The sequence below is a fragment of the Pseudomonas fulva genome (assembly GCF_023517795.1).
Lineage (GTDB): Bacteria > Pseudomonadota > Gammaproteobacteria > Pseudomonadales > Pseudomonadaceae > Aquipseudomonas > Aquipseudomonas fulva_D.
Genome location: NZ_CP082928.1, coordinates 5338626 through 5356430, shown reverse-complemented (window position 1 = coordinate 5356430; position 17805 = coordinate 5338626). Strand labels below are relative to the sequence as shown.

11 protein-coding genes are annotated in these 17805 nt (G+C 65.9%); all 11 read left to right on the top strand.

Annotated elements, in window-relative coordinates; genetic code table 11:
• The first annotated feature begins 207 nt into the window (after positions 1-207).
• The 11 genes from chvE (at position 208) to K8U54_RS24710 (ending at position 17756) form a co-directional block, all read left to right on the top strand.
• A complete protein-coding gene (gene chvE / locus K8U54_RS24760) occupies positions 208-1272 on the top strand; it encodes a multiple monosaccharide ABC transporter substrate-binding protein (RefSeq protein WP_249908265.1) in 1065 nt (354 codons plus the stop codon).
• 106 nt (positions 1273-1378) lie between these two features.
• The gene (mmsA, locus tag K8U54_RS24755) at positions 1379-2905 is read left to right on the top strand and encodes a multiple monosaccharide ABC transporter ATP-binding protein (RefSeq protein ID WP_249908264.1); all 1527 of its coding nucleotides are present in this window, start codon (positions 1379-1381) and stop codon (positions 2903-2905) included.
• A gap of 14 nt (positions 2906-2919) precedes the next feature.
• Complete coding sequence (gene mmsB / locus K8U54_RS24750) at positions 2920-4125, top strand: multiple monosaccharide ABC transporter permease (protein ID WP_249908263.1); 1206 nt, start codon at positions 2920-2922, stop codon at positions 4123-4125.
• Positions 4126-4216: 91 nt separating this feature from the next.
• Positions 4217-4999 (top strand): SDR family NAD(P)-dependent oxidoreductase, encoded by a 783-nt coding sequence (locus tag K8U54_RS24745; RefSeq protein ID WP_249908262.1) that lies wholly within the window; start codon positions 4217-4219, stop codon positions 4997-4999.
• Positions 4996-6741 carry an L-arabinonate dehydratase gene (gene araD, locus K8U54_RS24740; RefSeq protein ID WP_249908261.1) on the top strand — a complete coding sequence of 582 codons (1746 nt, stop codon included), beginning with the start codon at positions 4996-4998 and terminating at the stop codon, positions 6739-6741. Before K8U54_RS24745 ends, araD begins: the two co-directional genes overlap by 4 nt.
• A gap of 16 nt (positions 6742-6757) precedes the next feature.
• Positions 6758-7663, top strand: coding sequence for a 2-dehydro-3-deoxygalactonokinase (locus tag K8U54_RS24735; RefSeq protein WP_249908260.1), 906 nt, complete (start codon positions 6758-6760; stop codon positions 7661-7663).
• Positions 7664-7665: 2 nt separating this feature from the next.
• Positions 7666-8553, top strand: coding sequence for an SMP-30/gluconolactonase/LRE family protein (locus K8U54_RS24730; RefSeq protein ID WP_249908259.1), 888 nt, complete (start codon positions 7666-7668; stop codon positions 8551-8553).
• Between the two features lie 332 nt (positions 8554-8885).
• Positions 8886-10100 carry an MdtA/MuxA family multidrug efflux RND transporter periplasmic adaptor subunit gene (locus K8U54_RS24725; RefSeq protein WP_249908258.1) on the top strand — a complete coding sequence of 405 codons (1215 nt, stop codon included), beginning with the start codon at positions 8886-8888 and terminating at the stop codon, positions 10098-10100.
• Complete coding sequence (locus tag K8U54_RS24720) at positions 10097-13192, top strand: MdtB/MuxB family multidrug efflux RND transporter permease subunit (RefSeq protein WP_249908257.1); 3096 nt, start codon at positions 10097-10099, stop codon at positions 13190-13192. Before K8U54_RS24725 ends, K8U54_RS24720 begins: the two co-directional genes overlap by 4 nt.
• A complete protein-coding gene (locus tag K8U54_RS24715) occupies positions 13189-16290 on the top strand; it encodes an efflux RND transporter permease subunit (RefSeq protein ID WP_249908256.1) in 3102 nt (1033 codons plus the stop codon). Before K8U54_RS24720 ends, K8U54_RS24715 begins: the two co-directional genes overlap by 4 nt.
• Positions 16287-17756, top strand: a complete 1470-nt coding sequence (locus K8U54_RS24710; RefSeq protein WP_249908255.1) for an efflux transporter outer membrane subunit — start codon at positions 16287-16289, stop codon at positions 17754-17756. The genes K8U54_RS24715 and K8U54_RS24710 overlap by 4 nt, the downstream gene beginning before the upstream one ends.
• Positions 17757-17805: the final 49 nt, after the last annotated feature.

Genomic DNA, 17805 nt, shown 5'->3' with positions numbered 1-17805 from the left:
TCGTTATGCGCCGAGTGTGCGCCCTGAACCGTGCCCTGTCGATCATCCGCATACCAAAATCGGTATGACGTTGCGCGAAATATGAATTTGCTTGATATGGGGCGTGCTTCTATCGTCAGGGCTGCTTTGAGCTCTTCGTTGCCCGAACAACAATAATCGCGATGTCGCGCGTTCCTGAGCGCGCCAGGCGTCGCCAGGAGAAGCTGAATGAACACAGTCCGTAAACTCGTGGCCGCCATGGCCATGGGCGCCACCCTGGTCAGCGCCGCTTCCGTTGGTGCTGCCGAGAAAGGCTTCGTGGGTATCGCCATGCCGACCAAGTCGTCCGCCCGCTGGATCGACGACGGCAACAACATGGTCAAGCAGCTGGAGAAGGCCGGCTACAAGGCCGACCTGCAGTACGCCGAAGACGACATTCCCACCCAGGTCTCGCAGATCGAAAACATGATGGTCAAGGGCGTCAACGTCCTGGTCATCGCGGCGATCGACGGCACCACCCTGACCAACGCCCTGGAAAACGCCCATGCGGCGGACATCAAAGTGATCGCCTATGACCGCCTGATCCGCGACAGCGAGTACGTCGACTACTACGCCACCTTCGACAACACCAAGGTCGGCGTGCTGCAGGCCGAATCCCTGGTCAAGGGCATGCAGGCGCGTGGCAAGGGCCCGTACAACGTCGAGCTGTTCGGTGGCTCGCCGGACGACAACAACGCCTACTTCTTCTACAACGGCGCCATGTCGATGCTGCAGCCGCTGATCGACAAGGGCGAGATCAAGATCCTCTCCGGGCAGACCGGCATGGGCAAGGTCGGCACCCTGCGTTGGGACGGCGCCACCGCCCAGGCGCGTATGGATAACCTGCTGTCCGCCAACTACACCAAGGAACGCCTCGACGGCGTGCTGTCGCCCTATGACGGCATCTCCATCGGCGTGCTGTCGTCGCTGAAAGGCGTCGGTTACGGCTCGGGCGACATGCCGATGCCGATCGTCACCGGCCAGGATTCGGAAGTGCCGTCGGTGAAATCGATTCTCGCCGGCGAGCAGTATTCGTCGATCTTCAAGGACACCCGCCAGCTCGCCGAAGTGACCGTCGGTATGGTCAAGGCGCTGCTCGAAGGGGCCGAGCCGCAGATCAACGACACCAAGACCTACGACAACGGCAAGAAAGTCGTACCGGCCTACCTGTTGCAACCTGTCACCGTCGACAAGAGCAACTGGGAAAAGGTGTTGATCGACAGCGGTTACTACCAGAAGAACCAGGTCCAGTAAGCCTCTACCCGCCGGCAGCCAGGCGCTGCCGGCCCACCACCTCCTTGTTTACCTGAGCATGGCGCGCCCGCTGCGGTTGGCGCGTGCCTTGCGGACGGATAAAGCCATGCAGCAAGACATCATTCTGGAAATGCGCGGCATCACCAAGACGTTCCCGGGCGTGAAGGCGCTCAACAACGTCAACCTCAAGGTGCGGCGCGGCGAGATCCATGCCCTGTGCGGCGAGAACGGCGCGGGCAAATCGACCCTGATGAAGGTGCTCAGTGGTGTTTACCCCCACGGCAGTTACGAAGGCGAGATCATCTACGAAGGCAAACCGCTGGCCTGCAGCGGCATTCGCGACAGCGAGCGCGAAGGCATCATCATCATTCACCAGGAGCTGGCACTGGTGCCGCTGCTGTCGATTGCCGAGAACCTGTTTCTCGGCAACGAGATCGCCAGCAACGGCGTGATCGACTGGCCCGAGGTGTATCAGCGTACCGAAGGGCTGCTCAAGAAGGTCGGCCTCGACGGGGTAGCCACCACGCCGGTCGAGAAACTCGGCGTCGGCAAGCAGCAACTGGTGGAAATCGCCAAGGCGCTGGCCAAGCACGTCAAGCTGCTGATTCTCGACGAACCCACCGCGGCGCTGCAGGAGAACGACAGCCAGAAGCTGCTCGACCTGCTGCTGGAATTCCGCGCCCAGGGCATTTCCTCGATCCTGATTTCCCACAAGCTCAACGAAGTCAGCCGCGTCGCCGACAGCATCACGGTGCTGCGCGACGGCGCCTCGGTGAGCAGCATGGATTGCCACAGCGAAGAAGTCAGCGAAGAAACCATCATCCGCGGCATGGTCGGCCGCGACATGGAGAACCGTTACCCCGAGCGCACGCCGCAGATCGGCGAAACCCTGCTGGAGATTCGCGACTGGAACGTCTGGCACCCCGAGTCGGCGTCCCGGCAGATGATCCGCAACGTCAATCTGCGCGTGGCCGCCGGCGAGGTGGTCGGCATCGCCGGGCTGATGGGGGCAGGGCGCACCGAGCTGGCCATGAGCGTGTTCGGCAAGAGCTACGGGCGCAACATTTCCGGCTCCGTGCACCTGCGCGGCAAGGAAATCGACGTGTCCACCGTGCGCCGCGCCGTCGATAACGGCATCGCCTACGTCACCGAAGACCGCAAGGCCCTGGGCCTGGTGCTCGATGAAAGCATCCTGTGCAACACCACCCTGGCCAACCTGCCCGGGGTGTCCAGCCATGGGGTGATCGACGAGCACGAGGAGCGCCGCGTGGCCGAGCAGTACCGCGAGGCGCTGCATATCCGTACCCCCGGGGTGTTCCAGAAGGTGCTCAACCTGTCCGGCGGCAACCAGCAGAAGGTGGTGCTCAGCAAATGGCTATTCGCCAAACCCGAGGTGCTGATTCTCGACGAGCCCACCCGCGGCATCGACGTGGGCGCCAAGTTCGAGATCTACAGCCTGATCAACCAGCTCGCCGCCGACGGCAAGGGCGTGATCATCATTTCGTCGGAGATGCCCGAGCTGCTGGGTATGTGCGACCGCATCTACGTAATGAACGAAGGCGCCTTCCTGGGCGAACTGGCCCGTGAAGAAGCGAGCCAGGAAAAGATCATGTCGATGATCGTCAAGGCGTGAGCGAGGACAACGCAATGGAAACCAACAACCAAACCGCCCAAACCCAGCAGGTGGCGCGGCCATCGCTGCTGGGCCACATGAAGAGCCACGTCCGCGACTACGGCATGCTGCTGACCCTGGTGGTCATCATGGCGCTGTTCGAGGTGCTCACCGACGGCACACTGATGCGCCCGGTCAACCTCACCAACCTGCTGCTGCAGAACAGCTACATCATCATCATGGCCCTGGGCATGCTGCTGGTGATCGTTTCCGGGCACATTGATCTGTCGGTGGGTTCGGTGGTCGGTTTCGTCGGCGCTGCGGCGGCGGTGATGATGGTGCAGTGGGGCTGGTCGACTTCGCTGGTCGTGCCCGTCTGCCTGCTGATGGGCTGCCTGATCGGTGCGGCCCAGGGCTACTGGATCGCCTACTGGCAGATCCCGTCGTTCATCGTCACCCTGGCCGGCATGCTGGTGTTCCGCGGCCTGACCCTGGCGGTGCTCGACGGCCAGTCGATCGGTCCTTTCTCCAGCAGCTTCCAGCTGATGAGCAACGGCTTCATCCCGGACATCTTCGGGGTCGGCAAACCCAATGTGACGGCCATCGTGCTGGGCCTGTTCGCTGCCGGGCTGATCATCTACCTGGGGGTGCGTGCCCGTCGCCGTGCCAAGCGCTATGGCATCGTCGACGAGCCAGCACCATTCTTCGTCGCCAAGAACCTGCTGATCGCCGGCGCCATCGTCTACATCGCCTACCTGCTGGCCACCTACCGCGGCCTGCCGAACGTATTGATCATCATGGCCATGCTGATCAGCGCCTACACCTTCCTGACCAACCGCACCACCCTGGGCCGGCGCATCTATGCCATCGGCGGCAACGTCAAGGCGGCCAAGCTGTCGGGCATCAACACCGAGCGCCTGACCTTCTTCGCCTTCGTCAACATGGGCATGCTCGCCGCCCTGGCCGGCCTGATCTTCGCCGCGCGGCTCAACACCGCCACGCCCAAGGCCGGGGTGTCCTTCGAGCTGGACGTGATCGCGGCGGTGTTCATCGGCGGCGCGTCGATGTCCGGCGGCGTCGGCAAGATCATCGGCGCGGTGATCGGCGCCCTGATCATGGGCGTGATGAACAACGGCATGTCGATCCTCGGCATCGGCATCGAATGGCAGCAGGTGATCAAGGGCCTGGTGCTGCTGGCCGCGGTGATCTTCGACGTGGTCAATAAGAGCAAGTCCCGTTGAGCGACGCTCGGTCGCCGTCATCATCTTTTCCGTAGTACCGCGGGCGCCTGGCGAGGCTGGGCGCCGCGGGATGAACACGAGGTAACAGGCCATGAACAGCCACAATCAACCTTCAGGCAAGGCGGTATACGCCGACCTGGCCGGACGCACCGTGCTGATTTCCGGTGGCGCCACCGGCATCGGCCGCGCACTGGTCACGGCGTTCGCCAGGCAGGGCGCGCGTACCGCCTTCGTCGATATCGACGACAAGCACGGCAAGGCCCTGGCCAGCGAGCTGAGCGAAGCGGGGCACCAGGTGCTTTTCCTGCACTGCGACATCACCGACATCAAGGCCTACCAGGCCGCCATCCATAAGGTCGCCGAACGGTTCGGGCCGATCACCGCGTTGCTCAACAACGCCGCCAACGATGTGCGCCACGCCCTGGATTCGATCAGCGTCGAGCGCTTCGACGAGCTGATCGCCGTCAACCTGCGCCACGCCACCTTCGCCACCCAGGCGGTGGTGCCGATGATGCGCCAGGCCGGTGGCGGCGCGATCATCAACTTCGGTTCGGTGGGCTGGATGATGGCCTCGGCCGGCTACCCGGTGTACGCAGCGAGCAAGGCCGCCACCCACGGCCTGACCCGGGGCCTAGCGCGGGATCTGGGCAAGGACCGCATTCGCGTCAACACCCTGGTGCCTGGCTGGGTGATGACCGACAAGCAGTTGGCCATGTGGGTCGACGAATCGGCCAAGGAACAGATTCGCCAGAACCAGTGCATGCCCGGCCAACTGCTGCCCGAGCATATCGCCGACATGGCGCTGTTCCTGGCATCCGATGCGGCGGCGATGTGCACCGCACAGAATTTCATCGTTGATGGGGGTTGGGTATGAGCACCTTCAAACCGGCAGTCTGGCCGCGCAAGCTGCGCTCCACCGAATGGTTCGGCGGCAACTCGCGGGACCATATCTATCACCGCAGCTGGATGAAGAACCAGGGCCTGCCGGCCGACCTGTTCGACGGCCGTCCGGTGATCGGCATCTGCAACACCTGGTCGCAGCTCACGCCCTGCAACGCCCACCTGCGGGATCTGGCCGAACGGGTCAAGCACGGTATCTACGAAGCCGGCGGGCTGCCGCTGGAGTTCCCGGTGTTCTCGGCCGGTGAAAGCTCGCTGCGCCCGACCGCGATGATGTACCGCAACCTGGCGGCGATGGACGTCGAGGAGGCGCTGCGCGCCAACCCGCTGGACGGCGTGGTGTTGCTGGCCGGTTGCGACAAGACCACCCCGGCGCTGCTGATGGGCGCCGCCAGCGTCGACATTCCGGCCATCGTGGTGTCCGGCGGGCCGATGCTCAACGGCTGGTTCCGGGGTGAGCGGGTCGGCTCGGGCACCGCGCTGTGGCAGATGTCCGAAGATATCAAGGCCGGCAAGATGAGCCGCGAGGACTTTCTCGAGGCCGAGCAGTCGATGTCCCGCTCGCCCGGCTCGTGCAACACCATGGGCACCGCCAGCACCATGGCCAGCATGGCCGAGGCGCTGGGCATGGCGCTGTCCGGCAACGCGGCGATTCCGGCGGTGGACAGCCGCCGCCGGGTGATGGCGCACCTGACCGGGCGGCGCATCGTGCAGATGGTCAAGGACGATCTGAAACCCTCCGACATCATGACCCGTCTGGCCTTCGAGAACGCCATCCGCGTCAACGGCAGCATCGGCGGTTCGACCAACGCGGTGATCCACCTGCTGGCCATCGCCGGCCGCGTCGGCGTCGACCTGACCCTGGATGACTGGGACCGCCTCGGCCAGGACATCCCGACCATCGTCAACCTGATGCCCTCGGGCAAATACCTGATGGAGGAGTTCTTCTACGCCGGTGGCCTGCCGGTGGTGATTCGCATGCTCGGCGAGGGCGGCAAGCTGCACAAGGGCGCGCTGACCGTTTCCGGGGAAACCATCTGGGAGGAGGTCAAGGGCGTTCGCAACTGGAACGAGGACGTCATCCGCCCGGTGGACCAGGCGCTCACCGCCAAGGGCGGCATCGCCGTGCTGCGCGGCAACCTGGCGCCCCGCGGCGCCGTGCTCAAACCCTCGGCAGCGTCCCCGCACCTGATGCAGCACCGTGGTCGCGCCGTGGTGTTCGAGGACATCGACGACTACAAGGCGAAGATCAACGACGAGAGTCTGGATATCGACGAACACTGCGTAATGGTGCTGAAGAACTGTGGCCCACGCGGTTATCCGGGTATGGCCGAGGTCGGCAACATGGGCCTGCCGCCGAAGGTGCTGCGCAAGGGCATCACCGACATGGTGCGCATTTCCGATGCGCGCATGTCCGGCACCGCCTACGGCACCGTGGTGCTGCACACCACGCCGGAAGCCGCGGCTGGCGGCCCGCTGGCGGTGGTGCGCGATGGCGACATGATCGAGCTCGACGTGGAGGCGCGGCGTATCCACCTGGATATTCCCGATGAAGAGCTGCGCCAGCGCCTGGCCGAGTGGCAGCCCACCGTCGAGCCGCCCACCAGTGGCTATATCAAGCTGTTCCACGACCACGTCGAGGGCGCCGACAGTGGGGCGGACTTCGACTTCCTCAAGGGTTGCCGCGGTGCCGGTATTCCCAAGGACAGTCATTGAGCGGAGAGGGCGACACATGAGCGAGGTCAGCTGGATCGCCGTCGACTGGGGCACCACGCAATTGCGTGCCTGGGCGCTGTCGGCCGGCGGCGAGGTGTTGCAGCACGCCGCCTCGGCTCGGGGCATGGGCAGCCTGGCGGTGGATCAGTTCGAAGGCGCGTTGCTCGAACTGATCGACGGCTGGCTGGATGCCCGGCGCGTCACCGAGGTGGTCGCCTGCGGCATGGTCGGTGCGCGCCAGGGCTGGCGTGAAGCGCCCTATGCCGAGGTGCCCTGTGCACCCCAGGCCATGACGCGGGTGATCAGGCCACAAGTGAGCGATACGCGGATGCGCGTGTCGATCATCCCCGGGCTCTGCCAGCGAGCGCCGGCCGACGTGCTGCGCGGTGAAGAAACCCAACTCGCCGGCCTGCTGGCTGTGCAGCCGGATTACCAGGGTCTGGTCTGCCTGCCCGGTACCCACAGCAAGTGGGCCGAGGTGTGCGAGGGCCAGGTGCTGGGCTTCCAGACGTTCATGACCGGCGAGCTGTTCGCGCTGCTCAGCGGCCAGTCGGTGCTGCGCCATGGCATGCAGGGTGACGGGCCACTGGATCTGCCGGCCTTCGAAGAGGGCCTGCGCGCCGCCGCCGAGCGCCCGCTGCTGGGCGCCTTGTTCGGCCTGCGTGCCGAAGGCCTGCTCGAGGGCCTGGCCCCGACTGCGGCCTGGGCACGCCTGTCGGGATTGCTGATCGGCCAGGAGCTGACGGGATTGCCTGAACGCTGGCAGGGCCTGCCGGTCTGTGTAATCGGTGATGGCGAAGCGGCAGAGCGCTATCGCCTTGCACTGGCGACCCTGAGCATCTCGGCCCGGACCCTAGGCGCCGAACAGGTCACCCTGGCCGGCCTGGCGGCCGCCTACCAGCACATTCGAGGAGGCATCTAGACATGGCTGCGAATCCCCACGGCAGCACCGCCGCGCGTATCGCCGATCCACGAGCCTGCACCCTGGGCGAGGGCGTGTTCTGGCACCCGCAGCGCGAGCAGCTGTTCTGGTTCGATATCCTTGGCCGGCGCCTGCTCAGCCAGCACGACGGTCAGCCCGTGGAATGGACGCTCGACGAGCGCGCCTCTGCGGCCGGCTGGGTCGACGGTGATCGCCTGCTGATGGCCAGTGAAAGTGCCTTGTCGATCTTCGATTTGCGCAGCGGCGCGCGCGAGCCGATCTGCGCCCTGGAGGCGGACAATCCGCTGACCCGTTCCAATGATGGCCGTGCCGACCCCTGGGGCGGCTTCTGGATCGGCACCATGGGCCTCGAGGCCCAGCCTAAGGCGGGCGCCATCTACCGCTATTATCGAGGCGAAGTGCGCCGGCTGTTCGCCGACATCACCATCACCAACGCCATCTGTTTTTCGCCGGATCGGCGCTTCGCCTATTTCGCCGACACGGCCCGTCAGCAGATCTGGCGCCAGCCGCTGGACGAATTGCACGGCTGGCCGAGCGGCGAGGCGCAACCCTTCATCGACGCTCGCGTGGCCAACCTGAATCCCGATGGTGCCGTGGTGGACACCCAGGGTCGGCTGTGGAGCGCGCAGTGGGGGGCTTCGCGGGTGGCCTGTTACGACAGCAATGGCCAGTTCCTGCAGGCCGTGGCGTTTCCCGCCTCGCAGATATCGTGTCCGGCATTCGGCGGGCCCGATCTGTCGACGCTGTTCGCCACCTCGGCGCGTGATGGCCTGGAGGATGGCCAGCTCGCCGCCGAACCCCATGCCGGCAAGCTGTTCGCCACTGACGTACCGGCTCAGGGGCAGGCTGAACATCAGGTGGTTCTCTAATAAGCTCTTCATGATCCTTGAGACCAGGTTCGTCGACTTTGGCAGCTAAGTGGCGAAAGCGGCCGTTACCACAATGGATCAGTGACGGCTGCTTCTGCCATGTAGTTGCCGCTTCAGGCGCATCAAGATCGTGACCAGGTTCTGAGCCCCAATTATTACCAGGCACTACATGCGCAGCGGCCTGGCATGCCCGAAATAGAGATGCGGATTGCGTACGTCGTGATGTTTTTTCGCTTTAAACCGGTTGCGGAGGTAAATAGCCGGTAAAGAGGCTTTGCTTCATGCCGAGGAGTGCTTATCGTTCACGCTCCTCACAGGAAGCGATCTGGCTCATGTCCGAAGTAAACACAACGCCCAGCACCCCATCCTCGAAACGTCAGTGGTTCATCGGTCTGCTCTTGCTGGCGTTGGTCATCGTGCTGATCTGGTGGTTCTGGCCCAGCAAGGCCGAGCCCCGGGGCGAATCCGGCTGGGGTTTCGACAACGTGCCGGTGCGCATCGCCCAGGTCGAATCCCGCGACTTCCCCATCGTGCTCAAGGCCCTGGGTACGGTCACCGCCTACAACACCGCCAATGTTCGCGCCCGCGTCGATGGTCAGCTGACGGAGGTGCTGTTCAAGGACGGCCAGCCGGTCAAGGCCGGCGACGTGCTGGTGCAGATCGACCCGCGGCCCTACCAGATCGCCCTGCAGCAGGCCCAGGGCACCCTGGCCGAAAACCAGGCCCAGCTGCGCGCCGCCGAAAAGGACCTGGCGCTGTATCGCGGCCTGTTCAAGGAAGACTCCATCGCCCGCCAGACCCTGGACACCCAGGAAGCTCTGGTCAACCAGTACCGCGGCACGCTGCAGAACAACCAGGCTGCCGTGGCCGAAGCCAAGCTGAACCTGGACTTCACCAGGGTACGCGCGCCCATCGATGGCCGCCTGGGCATTCGCCAGGTCGACCTGGGCAACCTGGTCGCCTCCGGCGATACCGACCCCATCGTGGTCATCACCCAGACGCTGCCGATCTCGGTGGTGTTCACCCTGCCCGAAGGCGAGCTGTCCGCCGTGCTGAAGCAGGTTCGCAGCGACCGCAAGCTGGTGGTGCAGGCCTGGGATCGCAGCGAGAAGCAGCAGTTGGCCGAGGGTGTGCTGGAGAGCCTGGATAACCAGATCGATACCGCCACCGGCACGGTCAAGCTCAAGGCGCGCTTCGAGAATGCCGACGAGATGCTGTTCCCCAACCAGTTCGTCAATGCCCGGCTACAGGTCTCGGTGCGCAACGACGCCCTGGTGGTGCCGGTGGCCGCCGTGCAATTCGGCGCCAGCGGCACCTTCGCCTACGTGATCGATGGCGAAGACAAGGTTCAGGTACGCCAGATCAAGGTCGGCCCCAGTGATGGCGAGTTCACGGTGATCGAGGAGGGTGTCGCGGCGGACGAGCGGGTCGTGGTCGAAGGCACCGACCGCCTGCGCGAAGGCAACAAGGTGGAAGTGATCGGCGAGGGCACCAGCGAGCCGCCCGCTACCGGGGAAGCCGCCCCGCGGGTGCGTAGCGCTTCATGAACGTCTCGCGCCTGTTCATCCTGCGACCGGTCGCCACCACGCTGATCATGCTGGCGATCTTCCTCAGTGGCGTGATCGCCTACCGGTTGTTGCCGGTGTCGGCGCTGCCCGAGGTGGATTACCCGACCATCCGGGTGATGACCCTCTATCCGGGCGCCAGCCCCGACGTGATGACCAGCGCGGTGACCGCGCCGCTGGAGCGCCAGTTCGGGCAGATGGCCGGCCTGCAGCAGATGTCGTCGACCAGCTCCGGTGGCGCCTCGGTGATCACCTTGCGCTTCAGCCTCGAGGTGCAGCTGGATGTCGCCGAGCAGGAGGTGCAGGCCGCCATCAATGGCGCCACCAACCTGTTGCCCAACGACCTGCCGGCACCGCCGGTGTACAGCAAGGTCAACCCGGCGGACACCCCGGTGCTGACCCTGGCGGTGACCTCCAGGGAATTGCCGCTGCCCCAGGTTAATGACCTGGTCGACACCCGCCTGGCCCAGAAGCTGGCGCAGACCACCGGGGTCGGCCTGGTATCCCTGGCCGGCGGCCAGCGCCCGGCGGTGCGCATCCGCGTCAACCCCGAGGCCCTGGCGGCCTACGGCCTGAACCTCGCCGACGTGCGCACGCTGATCAACGCCAGCAACGTCAACCAGCCCAAGGGCAATTTCGACGGCCCGACGCGGGTGGCCCAGCTCGACGCCAACGACCAGCTGCGTTCGGCCGACGAATACCGCGACCTGATCCTCACCTATGCCAATGGCGCGGCCCTGCGCCTGCGCGACGTGGCGGACATCGTCGACGGTGCCGAGAACCAGCGCCTGGCCGCCTGGGCCAACCAGAACAGCGCGGTGCTGGTCAACGTGCAGCGCCAACCGGGCGCCAACGTGATCGACGTGGTCGACCGCATCCAGGCCCTGCTGCCCAACCTGACCCAGGGCCTGCCGGCCAGCGTCGAGGTGACGGTGCTCACCGACCGCACCCAGACCATCCGCGCGGCGGTGCGCGACGTGCAGCACGAGCTGATGCTGGCCATCGCCCTGGTGGTGATGGTGACCTTCCTGTTCCTGCGCAAGGTGTCGGCCACCCTGATCCCGTCGGTGGTGGTGCCGCTGTCGCTGATCGGCACCTTTGGCGTCATGTACCTGGCCGGCTTCACGGTCAACAACCTGACGCTGATGGCACTGACCATCGCCACCGGCTTCGTGGTCGACGATGCCATCGTCATGCTGGAGAACATCGCCCGCCACCTGGAAGACGGCGAGACGCCGCTCAACGCCGCGCTCAAGGGCGCCAGGCAGATCGGCTTCACCCTGGTGTCGCTGACCCTGTCGCTGATCGCCGTGCTGATCCCGCTGCTGTTCATGGCCGATGTGGTCGGGCGGCTGTTCCGCGAGTTCGCCATCACCCTGGCGGTGGCCATCCTGATTTCCCTGGTGATCTCCCTGACCCTCACGCCGATGATGTGCGCGCGCCTGCTCAGGCACGAGCCGGAAGCCGAGCAGGGGCGTTTCTACCGCAGCGCCGGCGCCTTTATCGACGGCATGATCGAGCGCTATGCGGTGGGCCTGCGCTGGGTGCTGCGCCATCAGCCACTGACCCTGCTGGTGGCCATCGGTACCATGGCCCTGACCGTGGTGCTGTACCTGGCGGTGCCCAAGGGCTTCTTTCCGGTGCAGGACACCGGGGTGATCCAGGGCATTTCCGAGGCGCCGCAGTCGATTTCCTTCAGCGCCATGAGCGAGCGCCAGCAGCGCCTGGCCGACGTGATCCTCAGGGATCCGGCGGTGGCCAGCCTGTCGTCCTACATTGGCGTCGACGGCGACAACCCGACCCTAAACAGCGGGCGCATGCTGATCAACCTCAAGCCCCATGCCGAGCGTGACGTCAGCGCCGCCCAGGTGATCGAGCGGTTGCGCCCGGAGCTGGGCAAGCTCGCCGGTATCGAACTGTTCATGCAGCCGGTGCAGGACCTCTCCATCGAGGACCGGGTCAGCCGTACCCAGTTCCAGTTCAGCCTGGAGTCGCCGGACCCGGCCCTGCTGGAAACCTGGTCGGCCAAGCTGGTCGAGGCGCTGCGTCAGCAGCCCGAACTCAGCGACGTGACCAGCGATCTGCAGAGCCGCGGCCTGCAGGTGTACCTGAACATCGACCGCGACATGGCCGGGCGCCTGGGGGTGAGCGTCGCCAATATCGACGATGCGCTGTACGACGCCTTCGGCCAGCGGCAGATCTCCACCATCTACACCCAGGCCAGCCAGTACCGCGTGGTGCTGGAGAGCGCCAATGGCGGCAGCATCGGCCCAGCCGCGCTGCGCCAGATCCACGTGGCCACCGCCGACGGTGACCAGGTGCCGCTGTCGTCCCTGGCCCAGGTCGAGGAGCGCGCGGCGAGCCTGCTGATCAACCATATCGGCCAGTTCCCGGCGGCCACGCTGTCGTTCAACCTCAGCCCCGGCGTGGCCCTGGGTGACGCCGTGGCGGTGATCGAACGGGTGCAGCAGGAAATCGACATGCCGGTCAGCGTGCAGATCAATTTCCAGGGCGCCGCCGAGGCCTTCCGCGCCTCGCTGTCCTCGACCCTGCTGCTGATCCTCGCCGCCGTCGTGACCATGTACATCGTGCTCGGCGTGCTCTACGAGAGTTACATCCACCCGATCACCATCCTCTCGACCTTGCCGTCGGCGGGTGTCGGCGCCTTGCTGGCGCTGTTGCTGACCGGCAACGACCTGGGGCTGATCGCGATCATCGGCATCATCCTGCTGATCGGCATCGTCAAGAAGAACGCCATCATGATGATCGACTTCGCCCTCGACGCCGAGCGCCACCAGGGCATGACGCCCCATGACGCGATCTACCAGGCGGCGCTGCTGCGCTTCCGGCCGATCCTGATGACCACTCTGGCGGCGCTGTTCGGCGCCATCCCACTGATGCTCGCCTCAGGCTCCGGCGCCGAGCTGCGCCAGCCCCTGGGCCTGGTGATGGTCGGCGGGCTGCTGCTCAGCCAGATCCTCACCCTGTTCACCACCCCGGTGATCTACCTGTACTTCGACCGCCTGGCGCGGCGCTTCAGCGGCCGCAGTGCGGCGGGTGTGCCGAGCGCATGAATCTTTCGGCACCCTTTATCCGCCGCCCGGTGGCCACGCTGCTGCTGAGCCTGGCGATCATGCTGCTCGGCGGCGTCAGCTTCGGCCTGCTGCCGGTGGCGCCGCTGCCGAACATGGATTTCCCGGTGATCACCGTACAGGCCAGCCTGCCCGGTGCCAGCCCCCAGGTGATGGCCGCTACCGTGGCCACGCCGCTGGAGCGTTCCCTGGGCGCCATCGCCGGCGTCAGCCAGATGAACAGCAACAGCAGCCAGGGCAACACGCGGATCATGATCGAGTTCGATCTGGACCGTGACATCAACGCCGCGGCCCGCGAGGTGCAGGCGGCCATCAATGCCTCCCGCGAGCTGCTGCCCAGCGGCATGCGCAGCATGCCCACGTACCGCAAGATCAACCCATCCCAGGCGCCGATCATGGTGCTGTCGCTGACCTCCAGTGTGCTCGACAAGGGCCAGCTGTACGACGTGGCCTCGACCATCGTCGGCCAGAAGCTGTCCCAGGTCACCGGCGTCGGTGAGGTGCAGATCGGCGGCAGTTCGCTGCCGGCCGTGCGCGTGGCCCTGGAGCCGCGCCTGCTCGACCAGTATGGCGTGGCCCTGGACGACGTGCGTGCGACCATCGCCGCCGCCAACGCCAAGCGCCCCAAGGGGGCGGTGGAGGACGCCGAGCGCCACTGGCAGGTGCAGGCTAGCGACCAGCTGGAGCGGGCCGCCGATTACGTGCCGATGATCATCCGCTACCAGGACGGCGCGGCAATCCGCCTGGGCGATGTCGCCCAGGTCAGCGACGGTGTGCAGGACCGCTACAACAGCGGCTTCTACAACGACAAGCAGGCCGTGCTGGTGGTGGTGAACCGGCAGAGCGGGGCGAACATCATCGAGACCGTGGCCGGTATCCGCGCCTTGCTGCCGGAGCTGCGCAGCGTGATTCCGGCCAGCGCCAATCTGGAAGTGGCCATGGACCGCTCGCCAGTGATCCGCGCCACCCTCAAGGAGGCCGAACACACACTGCTGATCGCCGTGGTGCTGGTGATTCTGGTGGTGTTCGCCTTCCTGCGCCGCTGGCGCGCGGCGCTGATTCCCGCCCTGGCGGTGCCGGTGTCGCTGGTCGGCTCGTTCGCCGCCATGTACCTGTTGGGCTTTTCGCTGAACAACCTGTCGCTGATGGCGCTGATCATCGCCACCGGGCTGGTGGTGGACGATGCCATCGTCGTGCTGGAGAACATTTCCCGGCATATCGAGGCGGGCGAGACGCCGATGGCCGCTGCCTTCAAGGGCGCCCGCGAAGTGGGGTTCACGCTGCTGTCGATGAACGTCTCGCTGGTGGCGGTGTTCCTGTCCATCCTGTTCATGGGCGGGCTGGTGGAACGCCTGTTCCGCGAATTCTCCATCACCCTGGCGGTGGCCATCGTCATTTCCCTGCTGGTATCGCTGACGCTGACGCCGATGCTCTGCGCCCGCTGGCTCAAGCCCGAGCCCAAAGAGGAAGCCCGCGAGCCGGGGCGGCTGGAGCGTATCGGCGCGGGCATCGTGCGCGGCTACGAACGCAGCCTGGACTGGGCGCTGCGTCACTCGCTGCTGATGCTGATCAGCCTGTTCGCCACCATCGCCCTCAACGTGTTCCTGTTCGTCAGCGTGCCCAAGACCTTCATGCCCCAGCAGGACACCGGCCAGCTGATGGGCTTCATTCGCGGCGACAACGGCCTGTCGTTCCAGGTCATGCAGCCGAAGATGGAAGCCTACCGCCGGGCGATCCTCGCCGACCCGGCGGTGGAAAGCGTGGCGGGCTTCATCGGCGGCAGCAGTGGCATCAACAACGCGATCATCATCGTGCGCCTCAAACCGATCGCCGAACGTGATCTGTCGGCCCAGCAAGTGATCGACCGTCTGCGCAAGGAGGTGCCGAAGATTCCCGGTGGGCGGATGTTCCTGATGCCCGACCAGGACCTGCAGGTCGGCGGCCGCCAGGGGCGCAGCTCGGAAAACGAATACATGCTGATGTCCGGTGATCTGGACGCCCTGCGCGAATGGCTGCCCAAGGTGCGCGAAGCGCTGCGCGCGTTGCCCGAGCTGACCGACATCGACGCCACCGAAGACGGCGGCGCGCCGCAGATCCGCCTGGTGGTCGACCGCGACGAGGCCAAGCGTCTGGGCGTGGACATGAGCCTGGTGACCGGTGTGCTCAACAACGCCTTCAGCCAGCGGCAGATCTCCACCATCTACGACAGCCTCAACCAGTACAGCGTGGTGATGGAAATCAACCCGCGCTACGCCCAGAGCCCCGAAGCCCTGAGGCAGATCCAGCTGATCACCGCGGACGGCGCGCGGGTGCCGCTGTCGGCCATCGCCCACTGGGAAAACAGCCTGGAAGATGACCGCATCAGCCACCAGGGCCAGTTCGCCGTGGAGAACATCGGCTTTTCCCTGGCCGAAGGCGTCAGCCTCGATCAGGCGACCCGCGCCATCGACCGGGCCGTGGCGCGCATCGCGCTGCCCACCGAGGTGCAGGGCACCCTGGGCGGCACCGGCGCGGCGTTCCAGAAGACCCAGGACAACCAGCCGTGGATGATCCTGATGTCGCTGGTGGTGGTGTACATCGTGCTCGGCGTGCTCTACGAGAGCTACGTGCACCCACTGACCATCCTCTCCACGCTGCCCTCGGCGGGTGTCGGTGCGCTCCTGGCGCTGCAGCTGCTCAACACCGAGTTCAGCCTGATCTCGCTGCTGGGGCTGTTCCTGCTGATCGGCGTGGTGAAGAAGAACGCCATTCTGATGATCGACCTGGCCCTGCAGCTCGAGCGTCACGAGCACCTGAGCCCGGCCGAATCGATCCGCCGTGCCTGCCTGCTGCGCTTCCGGCCGATCATGATGACCACCCTGGCGGCGCTGCTCGGCGCCTTGCCGCTGATGCTCGGCAGCGCCGAAGGCTCGGAAATGCGCCAGCCGCTGGGCATCACCATCGTCGGTGGCCTGATACTCAGCCAGATCCTCACGCTTTACACCACGCCTGTGGTCTACCTCTATCTCGACCGCCTGCGCCACCGGGTCAACCGCTGGCGTGGCGTGCGCACCGATGCCGCTCTGGAAACGCCCCTATGACTTTTGCTTCCCGTCGAACCCTCTGTCTGCTGGCGCTCAGCGTTGCCCTGGCTGGCTGTGCCATCGGCCCCGATTACCAGCGCCCGGAGATCAGCACACCGGCGGCCTTCAAGCAGGCCGATGGCTGGAAGGCCGCCGTGCCGGCCGACGCCCTGGCACGGGGTGCCTGGTGGGAACTGTACGGCGACGGCGAGCTGAATGCCCTGGTCGGCCGCCTCAACGTTTCCAACCAGAACCTGGCCGCCTCCGAAGCCCAGTACCGCCAGGCCCGTGCGCTGCTACGCAGCGGCCGTGCGGCGTTCTTCCCGACCCTGTCGACCAGCGCCGGCATGACCCGGGCCGGGCAGGGCGGTGGCGACAGTACCCTGCGCACCGCCGATGGCATCGCCATTGGCGGTGGCAACTCGTCGAGCATCTCCAAGAGTTACGACCTGAGCCTCAATGCCAGCTGGGAGCTGGATGTGTGGGGCAAGCTGCGCCGTGGCCTGGAATCCAATCGCGCGGCTTTCGAAGCCAGCGCCGCCGACCTCGCCGCGGTGCGCCTGAGCCTGCAGTCCGAGCTGGTGCAGAGCTACCTGCAATTGCGCGTGCTGGACGAGCAGCAGCGCTTGCTCGACGCCACGGTAGCCGCCTATCAGCGTTCCCTGCGCCTGACCGAGAACCAGTACCGCGCCGGTATCGTGCCGCGCTCCGACGTCGCCCAGGCGCTGACCCAGCTGCGCAGCACCGAAGCCCAGGCCATCGACCTGCAATGGCAGCGTGCCCAACTCGAACATGCCATCGCCGTGCTGATCGGTGTGCCGCCGAGCGAGGTCACTATCGCCCGCCGTGAAAGCCTGCCGACGCTGCCGGAAGTGCCAGCCAGCGTGCCGTCAGCGCTGCTTGAGCGTCGCCCCGACGTGGCGGCGGCCGAGCGCCGGGTGATCGCCGCCAACGCCGAGATCGGCGTGGCCAAGGCCGCCTGGTTTCCTGACCTGACCCTGTCCGCCACGGGCGGCTATCGCGGCAGCAGCTTCGCCGACTGGGTCAACCTGCCCAATCGCTTCTGGTCGGTGGGCCCGCAACTGGCCCTGACCCTGTTTGATGGCGGCCGGCGCAGTGCCGAAAGCGAGCGAGCCGAGGCGGCCTATGACCAGACCGTGGCGCAGTACCGCCAGGCGGTGCTGGACAGCTTCCGCGAGGTCGAGGATTACCTGGTGCAGCAGCGTGTGCTGGGCCGCGAAGCCGAGGTGCAGGCCCAGGCACTGGACGCGGCACGCGAATCGCTGCGCCTGATCGAGAACCAGTACCGCGCCGGCACAGTGGACTACAACAGCGTGGTCAACGTGCAGGCCACCGCCCTGAGCAACGAGCGCAGCGCCCTGACGCTGCTGGGCAGTCGCCTGACCGCCAGCGTGCAACTGATCGCCGCCCTGGGCGGCGGTTGGGATGTGCAGCAGCTCGAGGAAGGCGAGGCGTCACAGTGAGCCGTAGCCCGGGTTAGCCGCAGGCGTAACCCGGGGATCATCAGTGATT